Source organism: Desulfosediminicola flagellatus (genome assembly GCF_005116655.2).
In the GTDB taxonomy this organism is placed as follows: Bacteria; Desulfobacterota; Desulfobulbia; order Desulfobulbales; family Desulfocapsaceae; genus Desulfopila; species Desulfopila flagellata.
This window is the reverse complement of record NZ_CP050698.1, coordinates 6075681-6095392: the sequence shown is the minus strand read 5'-3', so window position 1 is coordinate 6095392 and position 19712 is coordinate 6075681. Positions and strand designations below refer to the sequence as shown.

Here is a 19712-nt window from a genome sequence, read left to right as displayed (position 1 = left end):
AGTCACCTTCAACACAGAAAACTGCGTCCCTTAATCAACGCACTCTGAAAAGAGTTTCAAGATAGCAATGAACAATCGCCTGTAATGTTTATTATTACAGGCGATTGTTCTTTAAGCTGCTATTCCGAGAGGCCGAGAGCCCGTCTCTTAGCTTTTATTCGTTCATCCATCTTTTCTGCAGCAACGGCATAGTCAGGTTCCACGAGAAAAGATGCTCCAAAAACATCTTCCAACCCATTCAGAGCAAGATCAGTTACCAGTTTTGAACCGGTTATCTGAGGTGGAGTACCAATCTGAACAGGAATACCCGACGCCACACAATACAGGCCAATGGCAACCGCCTTCTCTGAGTACCACTCAGGAGAGGCACCCCATACTGGCAGATCCGAAATATCAACACCCAGCGCATTGGCGATAATACCGCAAAGCTGAATAACTCTGGAATTATCGACACAGGAGCCAAAATGCAGCACAGGAGGAATATTGAGCGCTGAACAGATTTTTTGTAAGCCCGTGCCCGCCATTTCGCTGCCTTCAGGGACCATAAGCCCGGCCTTGCCGGCAGCTGTCGTAATACAGCCTGTTGCCAGTACGAGAATATCCCGTTTAATCAGCTCTTTTGCCAGGCCGACGTTTTGTGAATCATGCTGAAATTTTGGATTATTACATCCGACTATGGCAACCACCCCACGAATAGAGCCATCTTTTATGGCATCCAGCAATGGGTCAAGAGTCCCACCAAGCATGTTCAATAATGCTTCATTGGAAAAACCGGTAACAGCGTCCACAGGTGCAACAGGAATCTCCACACGCGATTGATCACGCTCTGCATAAGCCTCGATTGCCATATCAACAATCTCTCGTGCCTGCTTTGCAGCTGTCGCAGTGTTAAACGAGATATGAATTGCACCAGTAAATTGTGCCTTATCAGCAGTGGTAATAAATTTGGTGTGATAACAGGCCGCCGCCTGCACCATGCTTGGCATAATACACTGATAATCAACGACAACAGCCTCAACTGCACCTGTAACAATGGCAAGTTCTGTCATCAGGTGATTACCCGCCATAGGGATTCCCTGTCTTCCCAGTAGTTCATTACCGGTACAACAAAGTCCACCGATATTTATACCATCTGCACCCGCGGCCTGCGCCTTTGCAATCATTTCAGGATCACGCGCAGCGGCAAGCACCATTTCCGAGACCACCGGGTTATGTCCATGTACCAGGATATTGACGCTGCTTTCCTTTATTACACCCAGGTTAACCTGTGATTTACTCGGGGTTGGAAGGCCAAAAATAATATCTGAGAGTTCGGTACCGATCATTGAACCACCCCAGCCATCTGCCAGAGCTGTCCTCGCTGCATGCAACAAGGTGCTTACCGCATCGTTATCACAGCCCATATGAGTACGATGCATCATTTCAGCAATTTCCCGATCAACTCCCCGTGGCATAACCTTATACTTACGCCATATTTCTTTGCGCACTTCAGGTACACGGCTGGCAAACCCCAGTTCTTTTTTACGACTACCAAAATCAGCAAAACACGCATCTACCAGATCACCGGCAATGGCCATCACCTCGCGCCCTTCTGTAGCGATACCAAGCTCAGCTGCAACTCGCTGTAATTTTTCTACATCAGTGATCGTATAATCAGGCGCTTCGCCCTCAACAATAGCTTCAAGCACTTCAATCAGATCACGACCATGATCAGAGTGACCAGCTGAACCACCGGCAACGAAACGACCAAAGTTTCTGGCTACAATCACATCGCCATCAGCACCGCAAACTCCGCGCTGCATTTTGCCATTTTCTTTGATACTGATTCGACACGGTCCCATATTACAGTTTTTACAGGTCAGACCAAGCTCACAGAACTTACAGCCGGGTGTCTGCTGCTCGAAACGATCCCAGACAGTTTCAACCCCGTCTCGTCTCGCCTTCTCTATCATCTTTTCAGCATCTTCCCAGATGGTTAGATCTTTTGCCGGGGTGGGTTTTGTAAACATGGTTTCTCCTCTAGTATTTTACTACAACCATCCAGCAGTTATATTATAAACATGTAGCTGCCGGAACTATTCTGCCTGTTAAACATTGTAAAGAATACGTGAGAAAAAACTGTCGCCTTGCTGACACTCTGTAAACCTTTCAACACGATTTTCAGGTGTGGTGTATACCACCCACAGCTTCTAATGCAACAAGATTGGGGATGAGAAACTCGCCACGCCTCGGTCTCTCGATGAGGTCAGCTTTTACAAGATCATTAAGTAATGTGGACACGGTTTGACGTGTTGAACCGACTAAGCGTCCTATCTGTTCAACAGAGAGATCGATTTTCACCTCTATGCTGCCATCCTGCAACTCAGAACCATGTCGCCGCGCCTCGTTTGAAAGCAGTGCAACCAATCGGGAATTGACATCTTTGAAGGCGAGACCGTCGATAATGGCAAACGAGGTCTTAAGTATATTGCCCAATACCCGAACCATAGCTTTTGTCACCTCCGGATCACCGACTATACGCTGCCTGAATGTTGCAACATCTGTCATCAGTACCTCACTATCAGTGAGGGCCTGAACAAATGTTCCGGTATGAGTAGAGTAAATATCTCCCCGGGTGAGTATCCCTAAATTAAACTCTTTTTCTTCGTAGCCAAGATAGACTCGGACTCTACCGCTTACAACAATGAACACCTGATTTTTCCCGATTCCCGGTTGGCAAATATACGAACCCTTGGCAAAGGTTTGAGGTATTAACGAAGAATGAAGGTCCTTAAACTCCGGTCTTTGCAGATGATCGAGAAGATTTTCTTCTAAAAATTTCATTGATGCCGCCTCATTTATTACTCTTTTTCTCTCATCCAACCAGAGACACGTCAGAATATTCAACCCAAAACAGAACTTTCACGCTAAATCAGGACAATAGAACATTTCACAGCGAAAACTGTCAGCTGGCTGACAGTTCGCTTATAGAGATAGTCCATTATACGTTATTCAGGGATATAAGAAGACATCGGGAAACCAGAATAGACACATAGCAAATACAGGGAATCTTGATATTGCCAGGCTTGAAAGTGCAAATATCAGGAAAAGGACAGCCTTCTAAGGAATCCGCTTTACAACTTCTCTAATCCTTCCGGATTCAACCATTTTTAGAAATTCCCTTCCCAGTCTGGCGCTCATCTCTACCGACTTTTCCCAAAAAGCTACCCGCTCATCATCGCGGCCAGCCAGTCGCTCAAAATCCCGGCGGTCAGGTATTCGCCCTAATGGGAGATCTGCAATAAATTCAGGAGAGGGGGCCAGCATAAGGACATCAGTCAGTAATTTGCCATCAGCAATTCGGCTTGGACGATTTTTATCCAGCCAGCCAAGGGTTGCAGTGTCATAAAAGTGAGGGTAAAGAACTATTCCTTCGCGGCCATTAAGAAAATCAAAAGCCGGGTGGTAATGGTATAGTCCGCCATCGCGGTAGGCACCTGAGGGTGCTCCCGGGATATTTCGCACGCTATCCATCACACAGGGAATTGAACCACTGGCAAGAATCGCTTTCCGAAAATTCTCTGCAGTGAGCGCTATCTTACCACCGCTAAATTCATCACTGTCGATAAATGGTGGAGGAGCATCAGGATGATAGAAAAGCGTTGGATCGCACAACCGCTTAAAGAGCTTTCTTGATAACCGGTTTATCAGCCATGTCCCGGCAAGCCCGGCTATCTCTATCTTCGGGCTATCAGATGCCAGCGCTCCACTGCAGCGCACTGCCGAGAGATGTATCTTACAGTATGGATGGGCAAGAATTTCTTCAGGTACACCCGGCCCCAAAAAATCACCTATAATCCGTTCAGTTTCACGTGCAACCTGCTCACGTGTGATTGTGCCGTTATAGTATTGGTGGATATATGCGTGGGCAAGAGTGTCAAACCCTTCAAGCGGGTTCTGTCGCCCTGCAGCGGCCGATTTCCAAGAGCCGATCGACGTACCGTAAAGATGGAGTGTTTTACTCCTCCCCGGAAACCAACTACCAAAGAGTTCAGACTCAAGTCCATGTAAAACCAACCACTTCGCGGCCCCAGAAGCTCCAACCACCATCTCAACATCATCCGCTTCCAGACCATTTTCACGTATACGTTCATACGCTCTGTGGCCAGCAAGAAAGAGAAGATCACCTGACATTTTTTACACCATCTATATTCGTTTTCGGCCCGAAGTTAGGAGCCTATCCATTCCCCCCACCTTGTCATCTTCTACGCAACATTTTGTTTTTACACCATTTCCAATAGGCTGAAAGCGGGCTTACCTTAAGGACAGAGTAATTCAGAAGCTTATTGCATTCGCAGTGCAATTTACTTAGCCCTAAGTCCTTTTTCCTCAGTCCTTTTGTCACGTTTTCAAAGATGCAGCGCCGTCTGCAGGGCTTATGTTTTGACTTATGGGTATTGAGCAGTCCCAGGAGGTTGTCCGAGAATCGACATTTCGCCTCAGATCTAGGCATGTTGGAAAAATAAGCGCAGCCATATATTCAATATTGCGAGCATTATTTTTCCAACATAACGACGATATGGGGCGGAAGGGCGTTGTCGGACAGCCTTCTAAGCTATTGATGCCACCATAAGATTGATATCTTCTTCCGGCATTATTCCCATGCGTAAAAACTGCTCTTTACTGAAAAGAGCAAATTCACCCTCTGAAGATGCACAAAGTGCACCCGCATCATCCCGTATCTCCGCAACAACCACGATCTTCTTCTTACTCAGGTGCTCTTTGATATAGCCGGTGGAGGTTATCTTCATGCCTATTCGCACCGGCTTTTTAAAGGCGACCTGCATGCCCTTTGTAAGCATAAACTGCTTTGTCAGGCAAAGTACAGTCCACCCCATTGTTTCATCAAGTATTGTTGAGAGAACACCACCATGGATAAGATTGCTCCAGCCACGAAAACGCTTGTCCATTATAAGGTGAGATCGAAGCTGAGTTGCTGAATCATTCATCTCAAACTTCATTTGCAAGCCATGGGAATTCTCTTCACCACAGCCAAAACATTCTTTGTCAACACCAACGAGAGATTGCCACTGGACGCTTCTCTTGGCATTTTCTGGTAATCCTTCAAACATACTCTCCTCCAGGAAGATTAGATTCACTCTGTAACAACACCCAGAATCCTCTTTGCCGAGGAAATCATATTCTGGCAGTGGGTTTCCAGTGAGTCACCGGTAATATGATACCTGCAAAAATAGTGTGACCCCTCAGACAGTGAGATCAGCGCTTCCACTGCAGCATCGACATCATCCACCCTGATAATTCCGGATTCTGAAAAAAATGATACCTGCTCGACGAGGTAATCACGGTATTTACCATACAGATTCTGCACTCGTTTCATAACCGCATCATCTCTCTGGCTTAATGCCAGAAATGAAAAAACAACAGAAAAACTTGCTGCCTCATGCCACTCCCTGCTCCATATCAGGCGAAGCAGGTGATCAAGTCGATGTACCGGTTCACCGGTCTTGGGAAGTTTTCGAAACAGATCTGAATAGGTCTGCAGCACGTCATCCACCAGCGCCAGCACCATACGTTCCTTAGTACCGAAATAGTGAATCACCAGGCTTGGATGAACGCCTGCCTTTTTCGCCACCTTAGCTACAGAAGCATTCTCAAAGCCTTCGTTCTCAATAACATGATAAAATGCCATAAGGATAGCTGGCTTTCGCTGCTCTGCTGTCTGACGTTTTCTTGCGGTTTGTTCCATATGGCATCTACTACTTCTAAAATGAATTGTTTTATTAATTGAACATTCATTTAATAACGCCAGAAGTATCTGACGTCAAGAAGTATACACAGAGAAATGATCAGGACGATTCAGCTGAATCTGCGGATCAGGTACCATCCCCGCAACGATTAAGGCTTGAGACGAATATTGCCATTTTCTGCAACCCGCAAGTGGATAGTACCTTCCTGATCTGTACGGAATGTCTTTACGTCATTGGCAGCGAGTCTATCAAGAACCTGTTGGGATACACCTCTGGAGAGATCCTCTTTTCCATTACTTATGATAGCGATTTTAGGTTTTACCCGCTCAAGCAACTCTCTTGAGGTAGAATTGCTCTCTCCGTGGTGACCAACGTGAAGCACCATGGATTCCATCTCCTGTGATGATTGCAGCATCTTTCTTTCACCTGCACCGGATACATCACCCATCAATAATAATCTGAAACTGTTGAAACCCATCCTAAGAGCAAGCGATCTACTATTGTAATCATCTCCAGTGTCAAACGCCGCGGATGGATGCAGTACCTCTATGGAAAGATCGCCACACCTCCACGAATCACCTTTTGCAAGCACAGAGTACGGCAGGCTGAACTGGAGTTTACTATACGCAACGAACCCTTCTTCATCTTCGTTGGTGTCACCATTATCAGACAGCTCACGAATCTCATAATTATCGGCAATGCTTTGCAGTCCACCAAAATGGTCCTTATGTGGATGAGTCACTACCACAAAATCAAGTGCCTTCACTCCAGCTTTTCGCATCACACTGAGCAACGCTTCGCTACTCTCCTGTGACCCTGTATCCACAAGCATTGCACACTTACCCGGCTGATAGAATAAGGTGGCGTTAGCACGTCCGACATCGGCAAAGTAAATGTTTAATGCCTCGCAATACGCCGAGGACACCATGCTCATAGAGGTAAATAAGACACCAAGACACACAATAATAATTGGCCGTATAGTCATTGAAATAGTCGCTGATATTATAGGGGATGGCAACAGGCCACCGCCTGGTTGAATGGCGATTAACTGCACCAGTTTGTTATGTGCATTTTCTTCCAATACTCATTTTTTTCCAAGTAAAATAATAGCTCACTCCACCTTCGTCTGCACATCACAGCTTTCCGGATCCTGTTGAGGTTCACAATCTTCCTGCATTCGTGCGGCCTTCAGGATAGGACCGACATCAGGAAGATACTCATGAAAAACATTCCCGTAAATTTCCCAGATAGTAATGAACAGTGCAGCAATGATCGGCCCGATGACAATTCCCAGCAATCCGAACATGGCAATACCGCCAAGTGTACCAAACAACACAAATAGGTCATGCATCTCGGTATCTTTACCCACGAGACGCGGGCGGATGACGTTATCAAGATTTCCTGCAACCGCCCCACAAAGCACAGCCAGGATAATACTACCTGAAAAATCACCCAGCAACAGGAGTATTCCAAGAGCGGGCCCCCAAACAAGCGCTGTCCCGAACGCAGGGATGATGGAGGTCACAGCCATCACGCTTCCCCAGAAAACCGGCCCTTTGATACCGGCAAAAGCAAAGGCGAATCCGCAGATTGTGCCCTGCATCAGACCTATGATCAAGGTGCCTTTTATGGTTGCTCGTGTAACGGAGGTGAACCGTCTGAGCAATGCCTGCTCGTCATCATTTTTTAGCGGCAGAAAGTACAGAATTCGTTCAAGCAGCACATCGCCCATGGTGAGAAAATAGAACATCACGTAGAGCATGATTACTGAACCAAACACTGCATTAATTGTCATTGTGCCTGCAGATTTCAGTGAATCTATGAGAAACGTGGAGAGTGTACCAACCAACTCACCAGCTTTCTGTATAATCACATCACGGTAGGGCAGTATCTGATCATAGTATGGAATTTTCTCAAGATACAGGGTAAGCGTTGTCGGTTCATTGATAAATGACTGCACCCAGGGAGTAACAGACTGCCCAACATTAATCGCCTGAGATACCACAACCCCGATCAACATAGAAAGCGGTGCAATAACAAGCACGACTATTCCTATTATTATCAGTACCGAAGCGATATTCTCACGGCCACCTATTTTTCTGGTCAACCAATGATGAGCCGGACTTGCCATTGCAGAAAAAAGACCCGCCATAAACATCGGCATCAAAAACTGGTGTATCATCGTCAAAAATATTGATGAGATGAGAAACACCAGACTTAACAACACTGTTTTATGCACTGCTTCGCGCTTCATTTTCTCTCCGATTACAGACCATTGGGCAGTTTATACTGCTAACTGACTACTCTTACCATACATTCAACATTTCCATAGTAGTTTTTTGTAGCAGGACTCTTGGTCTACCGGGATCCTACTGCTTTTAACATACCCAAATGATGCTAATATTTCAGACGTATGGTGCGGGAAAAACGTGTTCAGAAACCAGCAAAACGACAGGCAAAACCCTAACATCTCAAGCAATCATTTCCATTGTAAAAAGCCACGAATCAAAAGAGACGATTTTCAACTCATGAAGAACTCATACATTGTAATGCAACTGATATATTTCTTAGATGTTTGTTGATAGTTAATTATTTGAGGTAACATCTAACCTGGACTTCTCAACAATACCGCTTGGAATTATCGAGGGGAGTTATCGGCCAAAATGTTTCAGATCGTATTGGGGATTGATAGTCTTTTTTGAAGTTATCTCCCCACTCAACAACGCCGTTGCACTGCTGGATCACATCGAGATGGAACAGCAGATAGTTAAACGCCTGGCAACTGAACCCTCATAAAAAATGGCGTAAGGTTTTATCAACCGTACGCCATTTTTTTGAACTGCTTATGTATACAACTGAAAGTATCAGACTGAGCCCACTGCGTTAACAATTGTATCGTAATATTCGGTTACGTTATCTTTATTGTCTGACTCCATCACAGCCATTGCGGTTCGCGGATGCTGGTTCATGGTCCCGGTAACCATGTATGGTACCGAATAGCCCCAGTCAATTTTCTGTGCCCATGGGAAGATCTCTTCTTCAATGCACTTAACAATCGGACGTACTTTGAATTTAGGATTCTTCAGAAAGGATAACAGCAATTCAAGCGGGCAGTTACCAGCGCCACGACCAATACCGTAGAGAGTCGCATCAAGATAGTTAATTCCGTTTATTATTCCTGAAATGGTGTTTGCAAAAGCAAGCTGCTGGTTGTTATGAAAGTGTGCACCGATTGTTTTTCCCGGTAGCCTCTCAACATATTTCTGCGCAAGGGTATCGATGTCTTCAGAATAGAATGCACCAAAAGAGTCTACCAGATAAATGACTGGTACCTTACTCTTGTTCAGGTCTTCAAGGCATTCATTCAACTCACGCAAACCTAATGTTGAAACTGCCATGAGATTGATGGTTGTTTCATATCCCTTGTCCTGGCAGTGATGTGCGAGGGCGATCGCAGTATCCACCTGATGGACGTAGCACGCAACACGGATCATGTCGAGCGAACTCTCCGATGCCGGAGGGATATCATCAATCTCAATCCGACCTATATCAGCCATAGCTGACAATTTGATACGCTTTTCGCCATCACCGATGATCCTTTTCAGATCCTTTTCGTGACAGAATCTCCATGGACCGAACTCTTTAGCATCAAAGGCACCTTTTGAACTGAGATACCCTATTTCCATATAATCAACACCTGCATCTGCAAGAGCATTATAGACATTTCGAACAAATTTATCGCTGAACTGCCATTTGTTCATCAGGCCGCCATCACGGACAGTGCAATCGATTACTTTGATCTCTTCCTTGTACATTACTTACTCCTGTTTACTGATGGATTGATACCGGAACATTGCCCAGGAGCCTGTCCGAGAATTCCCTGCCTCCCCAACTCTTCGTTATCCCGATAATAACAATATTATAAATATCAGACACATGACTGCGCTTGTTATTATCAAAATTCTTCGATTTGAGAAGAAATGACGATTTTCGAACAGCCTCCTGGTAATTTTATATCTCCGAGCAAAAGGGTCTGTTGAAGCTAATAATTCACAGAACCCCCTGGAATTTTCTCTCTGGTGCTGAGTGGTTATACGACACAAATATCGACAAGCATCTGTAGTTACCCAAGCAACACATTCGAGAGCAGAAATTATTAGCAAATATTAACATCCAAGTCAACATTACAGATGTTTTATTCTGATCTAATTCTTTTTTGATTAATTTTATTAGCCATTACTCACATCAAAACTAACTACACTCAAAGAAAAAAATGATCCAGCCTGTTATCATGAGAGATATTTCATCAAGGATAGAAGTGACGCTAAAATCCGGGGGAGGAGTTGACATAATCTAATATGGCGTAAGTTCCTCAATCTTATACATGTTTCTCTTCCATGCTAAGCAAAATGAAGATAATGTCTTTTGGGGGCGTAATATAACGCATCGCGATGAGCAACCAGAATAGGAATCACTGTTGATACAGAAGGTGTCTTTCAATTTGCACATTCAACTCTGTATCATTTTCAACCTGTCCAGCTTGCGTAGTAAAAATCAATGCTGTATAGATGTCTTGATGTCAATATGAACAAGGAATCACGGGAGATTGTCGAAGAAGTTCCTTTTTCTCTCAAGCTGACTCCTTCCACGTAAAACGAAAGCGAACAGGCACTCAACTTTCTTGAGCTGCCGGAGCACATTATTTATGAGTACTTACATGACTCAGCCGACCACCTCTCCGACCATCAAAGCAGTATTCTGGGATATAGACGGCACATTGATTGACAGCGAAGAACTCCACTATCAGGTGATTGCCGACTGGTGCAAAGATCGCGGTTATACACTCAACATAGAAGATAATGCTGAGCTGCTTGGCAAATCAATGGCCGAAAAATGGCAACATCTGTCATCAGTTTATGACTTCAACGCTGACTCAACTCTTTTCAGCACTGAATGTGCTCAGATGTACTGCAAAGCACTTAAACCAGAAATGAAAAGATCTGAACCCGTTGGTGTTTTCTCAGAGATCGCAGCACGAAAAATCCCTCAGGCATGTGTTTCAAACGGAGATCTTGCAGTTGTGGCCGCTAACCTGACCACTCTGCAACTTACTGAATTTGTATCGTTCAGCATTTCAGGTGAAGATGTGGATAACGGTAAACCCCACCCTGAACCATATCTGCTGGCCGCTAAAAAAATTGGGATTTCACCTAACCAGTGCCTTGTTGTGGAAGACTCAACAGTTGGTGTAAAATCTGCATCAGCTGCCGGTATGACAGTGGTCGCATGGCCGGAACCCGGAACACCAAAAGATGGATATGAGCTGGCTGATTTTTTCATACGCTCATCAACTGACTTCCCCTGGCAGCTTTTTACCTGATCCTGAACCTGTGTAGGTGACATATCTGGTTTCTCAGGTTATGCTTTTTACATATCTGCAAGGACAATTCCCGAACCTGCTGAGAGAGATAACCGAAGCACTAACAGCAGGTTAAAAAACTGACTCCCCAGGAGGGTGTCCGACAATAGGGATTTTCGCTCAGATCAAGACAAACTCGCAAAATTACCGGAGTCATATAGTTAATATCTCGGAGTCTCGTCCCTCGCTTACCGGAGGATAATTTTTCGAGTTTAACGAAGATATGGGTGAAAAGAGCATTGTCGGACAGCCTCCTAGGCTGTTCTTACAAGGACCAACAGATAGCACTTTTGATTTAACGAAATATACATCCTCTTTATGCATAACAAACCATCCCCTATTTTTTTTGACAAAAACGACTACCAGCTCTTAACCATCGTCAACGATGTACTTGAGCGAGGTCAGCAGTCCAGAACGCTCCATTCGCTCCTTGTTGAACACATGCACCCGCATGGCATCAAGGAAATGGCAGCAGCCCGTGGTTTGCGCATCGCTTTTGCCATTGCCGGCCTGCTCGGATCATTTGAATCGGGCAAAGCACGCGACCGAATTACCGCCCTGCGCTCACTGCGTGACGAGGTGTTTCTCTCATCCACGACCTACTATCAGAAAAACACTGCGCGGGTCCTTCTACAGATCATGAAGGAGTTGCTGCGCAGCAGGGACAATGAACTCCGGCAATTAAAACTGGCCCATGATTTCCGCATGGTTTCAACAGGTAACCCGAGAAAGGTTCGCTCAGAGCTGAGTAAATACCATCTGCTTGAGATGCCGGAAGAGTGGAACCAGTTTGCTTTTGATGACCATGTCCATGACGCAAACACCAAAGGACGTAAGTCGCCTACTCATCTTGTGATGGATGCCTGGATTAAAGGTATTCGCTATCTAACCGTTGTTTACTACAACTATGTGCATCCGAAAGTCGTTGAGGAACTGATTGAGGCCAGTGCCATTCTTGATGTGAAAGTTCAGGTTGGTATTGAGATGTCTGCCCGCTTCAGGGATAAATATATACGTTTCACCTGGGAACCCCACGGCTTTCAGGATAATAGTGCGCTTCTCAAGTTTCTGGAAGAAGATGCAGTTAAAGAACTTATGATTGAGGGGCGTGAAGTTTCTCTCTATCAACAGAAATACGTCTTTGAGGTACTGGAGGTTTTCAATAGCCGCCACCGATACAGCTTAAACGATGAACTTGAAATCTCACTCGCCCCACTCAAACTCGATGCCTTTTTAAAATTTGTAGGGGCCGGCCAACCGTCACTGTTGCATCTGGCGCGATTCATCCATAACGAAATCGAAGAACAGATACGACAAAATCTGGCATCAGTGCACGAAATCCTGAATGCCCCAGACACTGATCCTGAGATCAAAAGTAGGCTAAAAGAACGTCTTAATCGCTTTCGAAAAATTCATGTTGAATCGATTATTGATAACTATCTTCGCCCTTCATGCAATCCGGAACTCCATAACCCAGGTCATCCACAGACAAGCGACAAGATACCACAATTGTTGAACTTCAGTCCGAAAGAGTTGCTCAAAAAGTTGCTCTCTCTGCACTCAAGTTCAAAATTCACGTTAAATCTGAGCAACCTCTCGGTACAGGATACTCTGGAAATTCTCTATGCAAGCGAAGGAATGTTTACCCATATTCAGGCCTATAACCTGAAAAATGCAGCACACGGCATAACCTCCGGTTTACTCCCCGGCTATGGAAAAGTAGAAGGTGAGGCCGTTGATCTGAAAAGCCCAGAACACCATTACAGCCTAATCGCCGACCTGCAGCGCGCACTCAATGACGACAACGTAATTATACTTAAACGAGTGATCCGGGCTATAATCCTTGATTACGATGACCAGCTCATACGACTGCTTCGGCAAGTCGAATTGCTTTCCGGTGAAAAGCAGGCAGATGACGCGCTAACAGAAGAATTGAAAGTTATGCAGCAAAGGATTCTTGAGCTTAACGACATCCTTTATAACCTTTCGACGTTTCATACGTACTACAAAAAGCGAACCCTGCGTTCCCGCATTGGTTCAGGCTCCACCGGCCAGGCAGAGCATCATTACGGCATGGGGCTGGTTGTACTCGACACACTTCCCGTCAGAGCCAGAAAGGCTGCAGCAAAAGTGGTACAAAAGGCAACCCGGTTAGCAATTCCTGCAAGTGCACGCCTTACGCAAAACGTACACACCCGCCCAACTACCAGTTCTGCATCGTCTTCGATAGGTCGATTCATTGAATCGCTGCCGATTATCAGAAACAGTTACCGCCAGCAATGGTCCGACTGGTCTCTCGACGCATTTCAGATACATGCCAAACAACCCGGCAATATTGTAACCCTTGGCGGCAAAGGCAGTAACGGTACAAGCAAAATCATGCTTGAAGAGACCCCAAGCGTTGAGCGGTTGAAAAATCCATGGAAGTATCTCAATACCAACCTGAAAAACAGCCTTAAAGTCCTCCTTGGTTTCATCCCGGCCTTTCTCACCTTCAGCCTTACCAAAGACTGGTGGTTACTCGCATATTTTGGTGCCTTTATCTGGTTTGGGATCACCGGCTCACGTAACATAATCCAATCTGTTCTTGGCGGAGGCGGGCTTCGCCGCTCTCCTCTTCTGCCCTGGAATTCGCTTATCAGCTGGAGCCGAATCGCTGACTCTCTGCTCTATACCGGATTCTCAGTACCCCTTTTGGACTACCTGGTGAAAACCCTGTTGCTTGACAAAGCTTTTGGCGTTACCACCGCCACCAACCCGGTTCTCCTTTATGCCGTGATGGGATTGGCCAACGGGATCTATATTTCAAGCCATAACGCAATCAGGGGGTTACCGAAGTCAGCAACAATAGGCAATTTTTTCAGATCGATCATTGCCATACCGGTGGCTATTTTACTTAATGGACTTATTGCAACCATGCTGCAGACAGCTGGCGTACCTGATGTCTCCGGAGCTTTACAGAAATGGGCTGCAATCATATCCAAGTTTGCCTCAGACTGCGTTGCCGCTGTTATCGAAGGTCTTGCAGACCGTCAAACAAATGTCAGGGCACGGCTGTCCGCATATCGCACCAAGATTTCTCAACTTTTCTCTGTATTTTCAAAACTTGACCTGCAATTCCCTGAAGAAGACGTACTTGAGATGTTGCAGTCTCCCAAGATGATGATGCAGACCCTCAATTACGAAGCACGTGATCAGGAAAAACTGATCATCGTCAACGCTCTTGATCTCATGCATTTCTGGATGTATCAACCACGGGCGCAGAAAGCACTCAGTATCATCTGCGAGGATATGTCTGAAGAAGAGTGGCTGATTTTTTATAGATCGCAGTTGGTTTTAAAACGTCATAAAGAAATCAGCCAGGAGTTCGTTGATGGACTGGTCGGCAAAAATTTTTCCAAGGCACTCTCGTTCTATCTTGACCGCTCAGAGCAATATCTTGCCGATATGGAAAGACTTGGAAAAATGCGCCACAAGGTACAACAGTAGCATGAATACATATGGTGTCCAGTTTACATTCCGAAAGGTAAGCAGGTGGTTCAAGATTGAACGCACAACACTGATATTGGGCCACACGATAGTTTTCGGAAGAAGACTATCGTGTGGCTGAACGAAAACCAGTCTGAATAGTCTCCATACCACCACTGGCACTCAATGTATGCAATAGGAGAATCACCCCGAATACAATAATCAACAGATTAAACGCGACCACAAACCTCTGAGGACTCAATGCAACAACATACCGAGGAGAGGTTTGCTAAACAACGAGGCGCAGCAAAAACTGCCAGCATGACCCGCGACATGGATATCTCCTTTACTGGTATGGTGGGTAGTCCCGGTTTAATGGTATTAGCAACCCCCTGCTCTCATTGGTATACTGAAGACTCCACCAACGTCACTCATCATACCAGCTGCCAAGACAACATAGACAACAGATAGCAAACATAATCAGCAACTTAAACCAAACATTATCTATTTACAGGACCATCACAAAATCCACAACACGTCTATATCTCGAGATTTCCCTCTTTTATTTCAAACATATATTACAATAAACAGATCAATAACAGCCCACCACCGCTATCAAAACCTGTTTTAATACCATCTTGATTATTTCCATTTTATACAATAGTATATGGACATAAATAACTTACCGGAATAACTGTCTCCATATCCTGCACTATCCCAGCACCAATGGTCTCAATATAACACCAATAACTGATCTGATCAGTTAGCAGTGAATACAACAGGAGTCAATTACCAGCTTAGTCCGGCACCTCGGACGCAACCCGGAGGAGAATCTGATGACAAACAACGAGTTGAAATCCCTACCCGTACTGTCCTGGCATCTTTTGTTTCTTGGGAGAATTTACGCGTTTATCGGTTGGCTCGGAATTATTGGATCAGTTTTTCTGCTGATAGGCGGGCTTGCTGCTCAGCCGGGATCACCTCCACCACCTTCGATGTTCCCCGGAGTGCACTGGATTATTGCACCCGTTCTTCTTGTCGGATGGTCGACAATCTTGCTGAATTTTTCAAAAGATATTACCCTTGAGCGCAAATGGACCACGGGAATCAGAGGGTTTTGCATTGCACTATTCAGCCTTATTTCAGTGCCTATCGGTACAGCTATAGGTTTGTATACCCTCTGTGTATTGTTTTACTATAAGAGATATGATTTGCAGGCCCCTGAAGCCGGCAAAACTGCCTAATAGGCAATGGCCAGATTTCTTCTGCTTTTCCCGGCATAAGATATTTGGCCATGCTTTCGTGAAATGAAGGACCACTTGATGATAGAAAAGACCTCAACGGTTGATGCGCTGGTTAATATTCTTACAGAGCGCATTAACACACGAGTGTATGAACCCGGCTCCAAACTGCCCAGTGAAAGAAAAATGCAGGATGAGTTTAGAGTTGGCAGACTAACTCTACGAGAGGCACTGAGCCGGTTGAATGCCATGGGCATCACCCAGACATCTCATGGCAAGGGTACATTTGTACTTGAGCATCTGAAATCCAGTACCTTAAAAAATATGCTCATCCCCTATTTCGCTCTCAATGACTCAAAAAGACTGAAAGATTTTGTGGATGCACGAATTATGGTAGAAAGCGAGATCGCCGGACTGGCAGCTTTGCAACGCACCGAAGAAGATATCCGGCGTCTTGAATCGATTTTGGACCAGAATGTGGATGAGAATACTCCAAGTGAACTCGTCGCCTATATGGATCTGCAGTTCCATCAGGAAATGACGCTCATTATAGACAACCATTTCCTGGTCATGATGCATGAGGCAATCACTTCCCACCTTCGATTGTTTCTCAATGCATATGTACGAAACAAGAACAATCCCATTGCTGTTCTTCAGGCACATCGACCAATCCTGAACGCAATTAAGCGCGGTAAAGCCGAGGACGCCCGCAACCTCCTCAGACTTCATGTCTCATTCTCCATGCAGGATTATGAGGAATTCGTTCAAACGAACGGGTAATGCGTGACCTCTCTCCTCATCGCTGTCAAGGCGATTAACACTCGGAAAATAGGCTGGGAAATCTTTTTGACGTAAAAATATTTCCCAGAGCCACACCTCTATTTTCAACAGATTCTCACCCTTACCCCTCCGCCGGTCCCATTTCACACATTGTCGAGAAAAAGCACATTTGACGTTGCCCCCCTCACTTTGATAGCATCAATTTATCAGCTAACCAGTAGCTGAAGGCAACAATTCTTCGGCACTATGAGGTACACAACCCACCCACTGACAAACATCACTGTTTACAAATTCTTATAACAATACATTGACCGGACCACAACCAGGAGGCCCACTATGAAACATCTGATTTTCGCCCTGTTACTTATATTTTCTGTGACCACATTGCAGGCAAAAGACCTGACTCTGGTTGCAGGCCTGTCACTACCTCCATATATAATCCAGGAAGATAACAGCGGAATGGAGTTTGAAATTATCAAAGAAGCCCTGCAGGCTAAAGGCCACAATGTCACCCTCAAATACGTACCATTCGTTAGGCTTGTGGTTGACTATAAAAATTATGATGGTGCAATCACCATTAATGAATCATCTGGCATCACGGGCAACTATTCCGACACAGTTATAACCTATAAAAATTATGCTATATCACTGAAAAAAAACAATATCGCAGTTAATTCAATTCAGGACTTAAAGGATAAAAAAGTAGTAGCATTTCAAAATGCCACGAAATATCTAGGGCCTGAATTTGCGGAAATTGCCAAAGGAAACAGCAATTACAGCGAGCAGGGACAGCAAATGCTACAGGTAAAGGTGCTGTATTCAGGTAGAACAGATCTGATCGTTTCAGACATTAATATTTTCAAATATTATAAGAAGCAGGTAAAAGACATGGACACCTCACCGGAAATAGTGCTCCATGAAATTTTTCCAGGAGTTGATTACAAAATCCTCTTCAATGACCCTGCTGTTCGCGACGATTTTAACGCCGGGTTAAAAACGATTAGAGACTCCGGTCGATATGACGAGATAATCAAAGCCTACGTTCAGTAACCAGCCAATTATTTTGTGTAATCTATCTAGGAGGCTGTCCGACAATGGCCTTTTGCCCAAACTCTTCGGGATTTTCAAAAAATAACGCCGAGATGGGGAAAAAGGATATAATCCGACAGGCTCCTAAACAAAGGTATGTTGATAGTGTTGTAAAAAACTATCAACATACCTTGTGTATTCAGTTTTTTTTGAAAAACAGCCACATATTTTCAGCTAACACAACCCGCTACTCACAGCCCTCCAACTCATCAGCCAGCGTACTCCTGTCATAGTGAAAACAGGCCTCGTTTCCATCCGAAATGTTGGCTGTTTTGCCTATATCGGGGCATACGAAAGAGGATATCTATACACCTCAATAAACCAGTACTGCCTGAGTGCTGTCATCACTCTTCACATGAGGGAAGAGCACAGATAATCAACTGTGCTCCCAGCCTTACTTCTTCCAGAATGCCGGTAAAAATATTACAAGCGCTGAAAACATCTCTAATCTACCGACCAGCATATTCCAGGACAGGAACCATTTTGTGGCATCTGAGAAAAAGGCGTAGTTTTCGCTTGGCCCGATAGCTCCGAATCCCGGCCCGATATTCATTAAAGTGGCAACGATTGAGCTTAATCCCGTTATATAATCAACCGGCTCCAGCAGCACAACTACACAGCCGCCGATCAGCACCATGAATATGTTTACGATAAAATAGCAGACAGCAAGATCAACGACAGTGGATTCCACAGGCCGACCATTTAGCCGTACCGAATTGACAGTCATCGGCTGTATAAAAATTTTGCGGATAACAGCCAACATATGTTTACAGATAAGCACATAGTGAACCACTTTGATGCCACTTGTTGTAGACCCGGCACACGCTCCGATAAAGCAGACTACAAAGAGAAACATCATGGCCGCCTGTGGCCAGAGTTCGTAATCGGCAGTCGTAAAGCCAGTAGTCGTCAGCAGTGAAACTACCTGAAAAGCACCGTAGCGCAATGAATCTGCAAAGCCGGAATAATAGCCGCTGAGATAGAGCACAAGGCTTACAGCTAAGGAAAAGACAACCACAAACCCAACATACCAGAGGAACTCAGTGTTACCGAAAACTGCCCGCACATCACCTTTTACCAACTGGTAAAAGAGTACAAAGGTGACACCGCCAAGAAACATAAAGACAATGGTCACCCAGTCAATGTAGGCACTGTCATACGCACCAAGACTGGCATTCATGGTAGAATAGCCGGATGTTGATACAGTTCCGAATGCGTGACAAAGCGCGTCAAAGAGTGACATATCCCCAAACATCAGCAGGATAGTCTGCAACAAATTCAGCACAAGGTAGATCGACCAGAGCCAGATCATGGTATCCTTATTTCTGGCCTTGAACTTCTCCCCCGTAATTACCTGACCCGGGCTTGATTCAGCCCTAAAGATCCGCACACCTCCCATACCATGGGGCAGAAACAGCAAGGTAAGGGTTAAGAAACCCATTCCGCCAAGCAGATGAGTCTGGCTTCGCCAGAACAGTAACCCTTTTGGAACCGTTTCTATATCTGTAAGAATCGTCGCACCGGTGGTTGTGTATCCTGACATCATTTCAAAAAATGCGTCAGCAAAAGAAGGGATAACACCACTCAGCATAAAGGGAAGAGCCGAAACAGCAGAAATCATTACCCAGCCGAAAGAGGCGAGAAACAAACCATCTTTCATACTGAAATCATAATTTTTTCTAAATATCTGTTTTACGATCAGGCCGACAGCTACAACAATAAGAGCTGAGATGGCAAGAGGCATCACGGCATCCTCGCCGTAAAGAAGTGAACAGATTATAGGGAAGATCATTGAGCTGCCGGTAACAACAAACAGCACACCAAAAACGTTAGCAATCGAACGGTAATTCATAGCTGAACAATTCCAGAAAAAAATACCGGGCGCGAGGAAATGCAGACAACGCAAAACCGGGGTCCGGAGGTAAACAGCTACATCATCATTGTACTTTTTTCTTTTACCCGGTTTTT

At 45.1% G+C, this 19712-nt stretch carries 14 protein-coding genes; 5 read left to right on the top strand and 9 right to left on the bottom strand.

The features are described from left to right. Nucleotides 1-119 precede the first annotated feature (119 nt). The 8 genes from cooS to FCL46_RS25225 all read right to left on the bottom strand — a co-directional run bounded on the left by cooS (nt 120) and on the right by FCL46_RS25225 (nt 9562). A complete protein-coding gene (gene cooS / locus FCL46_RS25260) occupies nt 120-2009 on the bottom strand; it encodes an anaerobic carbon-monoxide dehydrogenase catalytic subunit (RefSeq protein WP_136809255.1) in 1890 nt (629 codons plus the stop codon). Between the two features lie 151 nt (nt 2010-2160). Continuing rightward, nucleotides 2161-2823 carry a Crp/Fnr family transcriptional regulator gene (locus tag FCL46_RS25255; protein ID WP_136809254.1) on the bottom strand — a complete coding sequence of 221 codons (663 nt, stop codon included), beginning with the start codon at nt 2821-2823 and terminating at the stop codon, nt 2161-2163. A gap of 276 nt (nt 2824-3099) precedes the next feature. Next, complete coding sequence (locus FCL46_RS25250; protein WP_136809253.1) at nt 3100-4173, bottom strand: patatin-like phospholipase family protein; 1074 nt, start codon at nt 4171-4173, stop codon at nt 3100-3102. 416 nt (nt 4174-4589) lie between these two features. Next, nucleotides 4590-5111 carry a PaaI family thioesterase gene (locus FCL46_RS25245; protein ID WP_136809252.1) on the bottom strand — a complete coding sequence of 174 codons (522 nt, stop codon included), beginning with the start codon at nt 5109-5111 and terminating at the stop codon, nt 4590-4592. A gap of 23 nt (nt 5112-5134) precedes the next feature. Beyond that, nucleotides 5135-5746, bottom strand: a complete 612-nt coding sequence (locus FCL46_RS25240; RefSeq protein WP_136809251.1) for a TetR/AcrR family transcriptional regulator — start codon at nt 5744-5746, stop codon at nt 5135-5137. 149 nt (nt 5747-5895) lie between these two features. Then, entirely contained in the window at nt 5896-6828 is a 933-nt protein-coding gene (locus FCL46_RS25235; RefSeq protein WP_136809250.1) for a ComEC/Rec2 family competence protein, read from the bottom strand. A 30-nt stretch (nt 6829-6858) separates the two neighbouring features. Beyond that, the gene (locus FCL46_RS25230; protein ID WP_136809249.1) at nt 6859-8001 is read right to left on the bottom strand and encodes an AI-2E family transporter; all 1143 of its coding nucleotides are present in this window, start codon (nt 7999-8001) and stop codon (nt 6859-6861) included. A gap of 610 nt (nt 8002-8611) precedes the next feature. Then, nucleotides 8612-9562 carry an aldolase catalytic domain-containing protein gene (locus FCL46_RS25225; RefSeq protein ID WP_136809248.1) on the bottom strand — a complete coding sequence of 317 codons (951 nt, stop codon included), beginning with the start codon at nt 9560-9562 and terminating at the stop codon, nt 8612-8614. An 890-nt stretch (nt 9563-10452) separates the two neighbouring features. Here FCL46_RS25225 and FCL46_RS25220 point away from each other — a divergent pair. The 5 genes from FCL46_RS25220 to FCL46_RS25200 all read left to right on the top strand — a co-directional run bounded on the left by FCL46_RS25220 (nt 10453) and on the right by FCL46_RS25200 (nt 17705). Then, nucleotides 10453-11127: an HAD family hydrolase gene (locus FCL46_RS25220; RefSeq protein ID WP_136809247.1), complete on the top strand. Its 675-nt coding sequence runs from the start codon at nt 10453-10455 to the stop codon at nt 11125-11127. A gap of 357 nt (nt 11128-11484) precedes the next feature. Continuing rightward, the gene (locus tag FCL46_RS25215) at nt 11485-14655 is read left to right on the top strand and encodes a hypothetical protein (RefSeq protein WP_136809246.1); all 3171 of its coding nucleotides are present in this window, start codon (nt 11485-11487) and stop codon (nt 14653-14655) included. Nucleotides 14656-15470: 815 nt separating this feature from the next. After that, a complete protein-coding gene (locus FCL46_RS25210; RefSeq protein WP_136809245.1) occupies nt 15471-15878 on the top strand; it encodes a hypothetical protein in 408 nt (135 codons plus the stop codon). Nucleotides 15879-15956: 78 nt separating this feature from the next. Then, on the top strand, nt 15957-16655 hold the full coding sequence (locus FCL46_RS25205; protein ID WP_167505991.1) for a FadR/GntR family transcriptional regulator: 699 nt from the start codon (nt 15957-15959) through the stop codon (nt 16653-16655). Between the two features lie 336 nt (nt 16656-16991). Continuing rightward, a complete protein-coding gene (locus tag FCL46_RS25200) occupies nt 16992-17705 on the top strand; it encodes a substrate-binding periplasmic protein (RefSeq protein WP_136809243.1) in 714 nt (237 codons plus the stop codon). Nucleotides 17706-18138: 433 nt separating this feature from the next. Here FCL46_RS25200 and FCL46_RS25195 read toward each other — a convergent pair whose 3' ends face one another. Beyond that, the gene (locus tag FCL46_RS25195; RefSeq protein ID WP_136809242.1) at nt 18139-19596 is read right to left on the bottom strand and encodes a TrkH family potassium uptake protein; all 1458 of its coding nucleotides are present in this window, start codon (nt 19594-19596) and stop codon (nt 18139-18141) included. Nucleotides 19597-19712: the final 116 nt, after the last annotated feature.